General features: G+C 65.6%; 5 protein-coding genes. 2 read left to right on the forward strand and 3 right to left on the reverse strand.

Translation table 11 applies throughout. From position 1 onward, the window contains the following. Positions 1-29: 29 nt before the first annotated feature. Complete coding sequence (locus tag HZB49_RS12180; RefSeq protein WP_291611566.1) at positions 30-305, reverse strand: metal-sensitive transcriptional regulator; 276 nt, start codon at positions 303-305, stop codon at positions 30-32. A 52-nt stretch (positions 306-357) separates the two neighbouring features. On the opposite strand from HZB49_RS12180, the gene HZB49_RS12185 reads away from it, so the two are divergent. Beyond that, positions 358-2,796 carry a heavy metal translocating P-type ATPase gene (locus tag HZB49_RS12185; protein WP_291611568.1) on the forward strand — a complete coding sequence of 813 codons (2,439 nt, stop codon included), beginning with the start codon at positions 358-360 and terminating at the stop codon, positions 2,794-2,796. A 13-nt stretch (positions 2,797-2,809) separates the two neighbouring features. Here HZB49_RS12185 and HZB49_RS12190 read toward each other — a convergent pair whose 3' ends face one another. Both HZB49_RS12190 and HZB49_RS12195 read right to left on the reverse strand, forming a co-directional pair. Next, a complete protein-coding gene (locus HZB49_RS12190) occupies positions 2,810-3,757 on the reverse strand; it encodes a hydroxymethylglutaryl-CoA lyase (RefSeq protein WP_291611570.1) in 948 nt (315 codons plus the stop codon). A 7-nt stretch (positions 3,758-3,764) separates the two neighbouring features. Further along, positions 3,765-4,928 carry a CoA transferase gene (locus tag HZB49_RS12195; RefSeq protein ID WP_291611572.1) on the reverse strand — a complete coding sequence of 388 codons (1,164 nt, stop codon included), beginning with the start codon at positions 4,926-4,928 and terminating at the stop codon, positions 3,765-3,767. Positions 4,929-5,098: 170 nt separating this feature from the next. On the opposite strand from HZB49_RS12195, the gene HZB49_RS12200 reads away from it, so the two are divergent. Beyond that, positions 5,099-5,848 (forward strand): sulfate transporter family protein, encoded by a 750-nt coding sequence (locus tag HZB49_RS12200; protein ID WP_291611575.1) that lies wholly within the window; start codon positions 5,099-5,101, stop codon positions 5,846-5,848. Positions 5,849-6,000 lie beyond the last annotated feature (152 nt).

The following is a 6,000-nucleotide window of genomic DNA, read 5'->3' on the forward strand; positions in this document are numbered from 1 at the left end:
CTGCTATTTGCAAAAAAGGGGTTGGCGGCCTACCGGTCCGACCGGCCGATGACTTCCATCAATTCCGTTATCTTCTGGCGCTGATCGGCCTTGTTGCCGCTGGCGATTGCATGCTCGACGCAATGGGCGACGTGGTCCCGCAACACCTCCTCTTCGACGCGCCGCAGCGCAGCGCGCACCGCCGATATCTGCGTGACGATGTCGATGCAGTAGCGGTCCTCGTCGACCATCTTCGAGAGGCCGCGGACCTGGCCCTCGATCCGGCTCAGGCGTTTCTGACAGGAAGCCTTGATGTCTCTTCGCATGGAGCCTATATACCCCTACAGGGTATAGGTTTCAAGGCCGGAGATTTTCGAGATGACCGGGATGGATGACGGCGCGGCAGAAGGTGGAAAGTGCGGTTGCGGGGCTAAGGCGGCGGCAACGGAAGCGAAGGCCGGCTGTTGCGGCGGACATGGCGACCACGCCGGGCACGGTCATCATCACCATCACGCTGGCCACGCTGCGGGCGTGCTCGATCCCGTCTGCGGCATGACGGTCGATCCGGCGACGTCAAAGCACCGCTTTGACCACGAGGGCACGACGTATCACTTCTGCTCCGCCGGCTGCCGCACCAAATTTGCCGCCGACCCCGCGAAGTATCTGGAAAAGTCCGCGGCGCCGCCGGCCGACCTGCCGGAAGGCACGATCTACACCTGCCCGATGCATCCCGAGATTCGCCAGGTCGGGCCGGGCAGCTGCCCGATCTGCGGCATGGCGCTGGAGCCGGAAGTGGCGAGCCTCGATGCAGGGCCCAACCCCGAGCTTGCCGACATGACGCGGCGCTTCTGGATCGGCGCGGCTCTTTCGGCGCCGGCGGTGGTGCTGGAAATGGGCGGACATCTCGCCGGATCCCATGGCTGGGTCGACCAGACCCTGTCGAACTGGATCCAGTTCGTGTTCGCCACGCCGGTGGTGCTGTGGGCTGGCTGGCCATTCTTCGTGCGCGGCTGGCAATCCCTGCAGACGCGCAATCTCAACATGTTCACGCTGATCGCGATGGGAACGGGCGTGGCCTGGCTCTACAGCGTGATCGGCACGATTGCGCCGCAGGTCTTCCCCGCGACGTTTCGCGGCCATGGCGGCGCCGTGGCCGTGTATTTCGAGGCGGCCGCCGTCATCACCGTGCTGGTGCTGCTCGGCCAGGTACTGGAGCTGCGGGCGCGCGAAGCAACCTCCGGCGCGATCAAGGCATTGCTGCAGCTTGCACCCAAGACCGCACGCCGGATCGGCGACGAAGGCCATGAGCATGAGGTGGAGATCGAAAGCCTCGCCGTCGGCGACAGGCTGCGGGTGAGGCCAGGCGAGAAGGTGCCGGTGGATGGCGTCATCCTGGAGGGACGCTCGTCGCTGGATGAATCGCTGGTCACGGGCGAATCCATGCCGGTGACCAAGGAAGCGGGCACACGGGTGATCGCGGGCACGCTCAATCAATCCGGCGGCTTCGTGATGCGCGCCGACAAGGTCGGGCGCGACACGCTGCTCTCGCAGATCGTGCAGATGGTGGCGGACGCGCAGCGTTCGCGCGCGCCGATCCAGCGGCTGGCCGATCAGGTGGCCGGCTGGTTCGTACCGACCGTGATCGCCGTTGCCATTGCCGCCTTCGCCGCCTGGGCGTGGTTCGGCCCGGAGCCGCGCATGGCCTTTGGCCTCGTCGCCGCAGTGAGCGTGCTCATCATCGCCTGCCCCTGCGCGCTGGGACTGGCGACGCCGATGTCGATCATGGTCGGCGTCGGGCGCGGCGCGCAGGCCGGCGTGCTCATCAAGAACGCCGAGGCGCTGGAGCGCATGGAGAAGATCGACACGCTGGTAGTCGACAAGACGGGCACGTTGACCGAGGGCAAGCCGAAGGCGGTTGCTATCGTGCCGGCCGTTGGATTTGAGGAAGGCGACATCCTGCGCCTTGCCGCCAGCGTCGAGCAGGCGAGCGAGCATCCGCTGGCGGACGCAGTCGTGCGGGCCGCGAAGGAACGCGGATTTGCATTGAGCAAGGTGGAAGAATTCGATTCGCCGACCGGCAAAGGTGCGATCGGCAGGGTCGACGGCAAGATCATCGCGCTCGGCAACGCCAGATATCTCGCGTCGATCGGTGTCGCCACGACGGCGCTCGACGCCGAGAGCGAACGGCTGCGCGGCGACGGTGCGACCGTCATCAACCTGGCCGTCGACGGCAAGCTCGCCGGCCTCTTTGCCATTGCCGATCCCGTGAAGGCATCCACGCCGGCTGCGCTGACGGCGCTCGCCGCCGAAGGCATCAAGGTAATCATGCTGACCGGCGACAACCGCACGACGGCTCAGGCCGTTGCGCGCAAGCTTGGCATTGCCGACGTCGAGGCGGAAGTGCTGCCTGACCAGAAGAGCGCAGTCGTCGCCAGGCTGAAAAAGGCCGGGCGGATCGTCGCCATGGCCGGCGACGGCGTCAACGACGCGCCGGCCCTTGCCGCGGCCGAAGTCGGCATCGCCATGGGAACCGGCACCGACGTGGCGATGGAAAGCGCCGGCGTCACCCTGCTGAAGGGCGATCTCGGCGGCATCGTGCGCGCGCGAAAGCTGTCGCAGGCGACGATGCGCAATATCCGGCAGAACCTGTTCTTTGCCTTCATCTACAATGCGGCGGGAATTCCCATCGCCGCGGGCATTCTCTATCCGGCGTTCGGTCTCCTGCTGTCGCCGATCATCGCAGCCGCCGCGATGGCGCTGTCGTCGGTGAGCGTGGTCGGCAATGCGCTGCGGCTGCGCGTGACGCGGCTGGATTAGCAGGCGGCGAAGGTCACGCCGCCCTCGCCGCCGTGCCGCAGGGAAGGCCGGCGCGCGCGAGCCCGCCATAGAGCGCCTCGTCCGGCATTTCCGCGCGCAGGATTTTGCGCACCGCAATCAGTTTTCCCAGATCGATGCCGGTCGGAAATCCCTTGCTCTCGCACAGGAACACCAGATCCTCGAACACGACATTGCCGGTGGCGCCCGGCGCGAACGTACAGCCGCCGAGGCCGCCGAGCGAGCCGTCCAGCACCCGCGCACCGGCATCGAGCGCGGCGGATGCATTGGCAATGCCCATGCCGCGGGTGTCGTGCAGATGCACGCAGACCGGCTTGGAGCCTGCGATCTTCACCACGGCCCGGGTGAGGTCGCCGACTTGCCTGGGTCCGGCATAGCCGACGGTGTCGGCAACCACGACCATGTCGACGCCTGCCTCATAGAGTTTTTCGGCGATCCGGATCACCTCGCCGGGATCGACATCGCCGACGATCGAGCAACCCAGCGCCATCGAAATCGCGGCGTTGACGACCGGCTTGTGCGCGCTGGCGTTGCGCAGCTCGACCATTCGCCTGACGTTGGCAATGGCGGATTCGCGGGAGCGGTTGGCATTGGCCTGGCTGTGCTCCTCGGTGGCGGACACGACGGAGGCAATTTCGGCAACGCCGCTCTCCAGCGCCTCGTTGACTCCGCGCTCGTTCAGCGCCAGCGCGATGCCATGGGCGCCCGGCAACGAGGCAATCGTCGCGACGACCTCGCGGACATCGACGAACTGCGGAAAGGTCTTTGCCGGCAGGAACGAGCCGACCTCGAAATGCCGGACACCGGCGGCATATTCTTCGCGGATCCATTGCTGCTTGGCGGCCGTAGAGGGGAATTTCTTCACCAGCTGCAGGCCGTCGCGCAGGCCCACTTCACGCAGGACGACACGGTTGCTCGGGTAGACATCCTGATAGCGGGTCATGAAAACCTCACGCGGCGTTGTCGGTTGATTTCTGCTGGTTCAGTTCGGTGCGTACGGAAGCGGTGTCGGCGCCGAGCACCGGCACCTTCAGCCCCTCGCCGATATTGCCGCCGTTCCATTCCACCGGCAGCGCGGGAACGCGGAACGGTTTGCCGTCGGCGTTGAAATTGTTGACCAGCCCGCCCGGCCGCAGCACATGCGGATCCCTCAGCAAATCCTCGGGCCGGTTGATCGGCGAGAAGCAGATGTTGAGGAGATCGAGCCGCTCGGAGAGTTCGGCCACATTCCAGCGTTTGATCTCGGCCGCGACGCGCGGAAGGATGCGCGAGCGCGCGAGAATGCGGTCGGTGGTGGTGCGCAAGTCGGGATCGTCGAGAAATTCCTGCAGACCGAACTCCTTGCAGAAGCTTTGCCAATGGCCCTCGGTGACGACGCCGATGAAGATGCGCTCCTCGCCCGCGGTATCGAAAATGTCGTAGATCGGCCAGGCGTGCTCGCGCTCCGGCATCGAGCGCGGCTTGTTGCCCGTCATTTCATATTCGACCATGTGCTGCGCGACCAGGAACAGGCAGTTCTCGAACAGGCCGATGCGGATGTCGGCGCCGTCTTTGGCGCCGCCGCGCTTCTGGTAGAGCGCGGCCAGGATCGAGATCGCGCCGAACATACCGCCCATGATGTCGTTGGCGGAGGAGCCGACGCGCTGCGGCTTCTCGCGGGTGCCGGTCATGGCGGCCAGCCCCGACATCATCTGCACGACCTCGTCGAGCGCCGGACGGTGTTCGTAGGGACCGGACAGGAATCCCTTGTGACCGCAGACGATAAGACCCGGGTACCGCTGGCGCAGCTCATCCGGACCGAGCCCCTGCTTCTCCAGCTGCCCGTCGCGGAAATTCTCGACGAACACGTCGGCACTGGCGAGCAGGGCGTGCATGGTGTCGCGGTCTTCGGCCTTGGCGAAATCCAGCACCACGCTGCGCTTGCCGCGGTTGAACAGCGGAAAGAAGGAGACGCCCATGCCGCCGAGGCTGCGGGTCTTGTCGCCGGACGGCGGCTCGACCTTGATCACCTCGGCGCCGAGCTGCGCCAGGATCATACCGCAGGTCGGGCCCATCACCATGTGGGTCATCTCGATGACCCTCACGCCCGCAAGCGGCAATTCCGTCCCGGCCATGCGTTTCTCCCTGTTCAGCGCAGGTTCATTGAAGCCCAGAATACGCCGATGAGGCAGGCCCTGAAAACATATTCAGCCCGCACAAACGCATGGGGAACGGCGCCCTTGCCGAAGAGCCCCGCCATATCTACTTCTCGCCGGGTGTTTTTGACCTGAGAGGTTGGACTGCCATGTTGGATGCCGCCGTCAAGGCGCTTTCGCAAATCCTGTCGCCGCCGATGCGCTCGATCCTGTGGCGCTCGATCGGGCTCGCGCTGGTGCTGATCACGGTGCTCGCCGTCGGCCTGCAGCGGCTGCTCAGCTGGTTCGCCGTCAATGGCGAGGCCTGGCTGGAGGCGCTGCTCGGCCCCAGCTTTCACGCCTCGATCAATATCCTGGCCTGGATCGTCTCGATCGCAGCCGGCCTCGGCATCGTGCTGGGCGGCATCTTCCTGATGCCGGCGATCACGTCGCTGGTGGCGAGCGTGTTCGTCGACGAGGTCGCCGAGCATGTCGAGCGCGAGCATTATCCGGCGGAACAGCCCGGCACAGCGCTGCCGCTCGGCGTCGCCATTCCCGACGGCATCAAGACGGCGCTGCTCACGGTGCTGGTCTATCTGATCGCGCTGCCCTTCGTGCTGTTCCTGGGCGCGGGCTTCCTGATCTTCTTCATTGCGACCGCCTGGCTGCTCGGCCGCGAGTATTTCCAGCTGGCGGCGATGCGGTTCCGCTCGCCCGCGGAAGCCAGGGCTATGCGCAAGCATCATGCGGCAACCGTGTTCACCGCGGGTCTCTTCATCGCGGCGTTCGTCTCGATCCCGATCGTCAACCTCGCCACACCGGTGTTCGGCATGGCATTCATGGTCCACATGCACAAGCGCCTCTCCGGCCCGCGGCCCGAGTTGATCGAGCCGGCGCGGAAGGCAGGCGTGCCGGTGTGAATTCCCCCTCTCCCCGCTCTTGCGCAGGGCTGTCCGGGGAAGTTTAGCCATAGCAGAACTCGATTTGATTGGGTTGGGCTCTGGGTTTTGCCCGGCTTGGATTTACGGGTGGAGGTTTGTCGATGGTGGCAATGGAGCGCCGGGTGAAGAGG

The organism is Bradyrhizobium sp. (genome assembly GCF_016219575.1).
Taxonomy (GTDB): Bacteria; Pseudomonadota; Alphaproteobacteria; order Rhizobiales; family Xanthobacteraceae; genus Bradyrhizobium.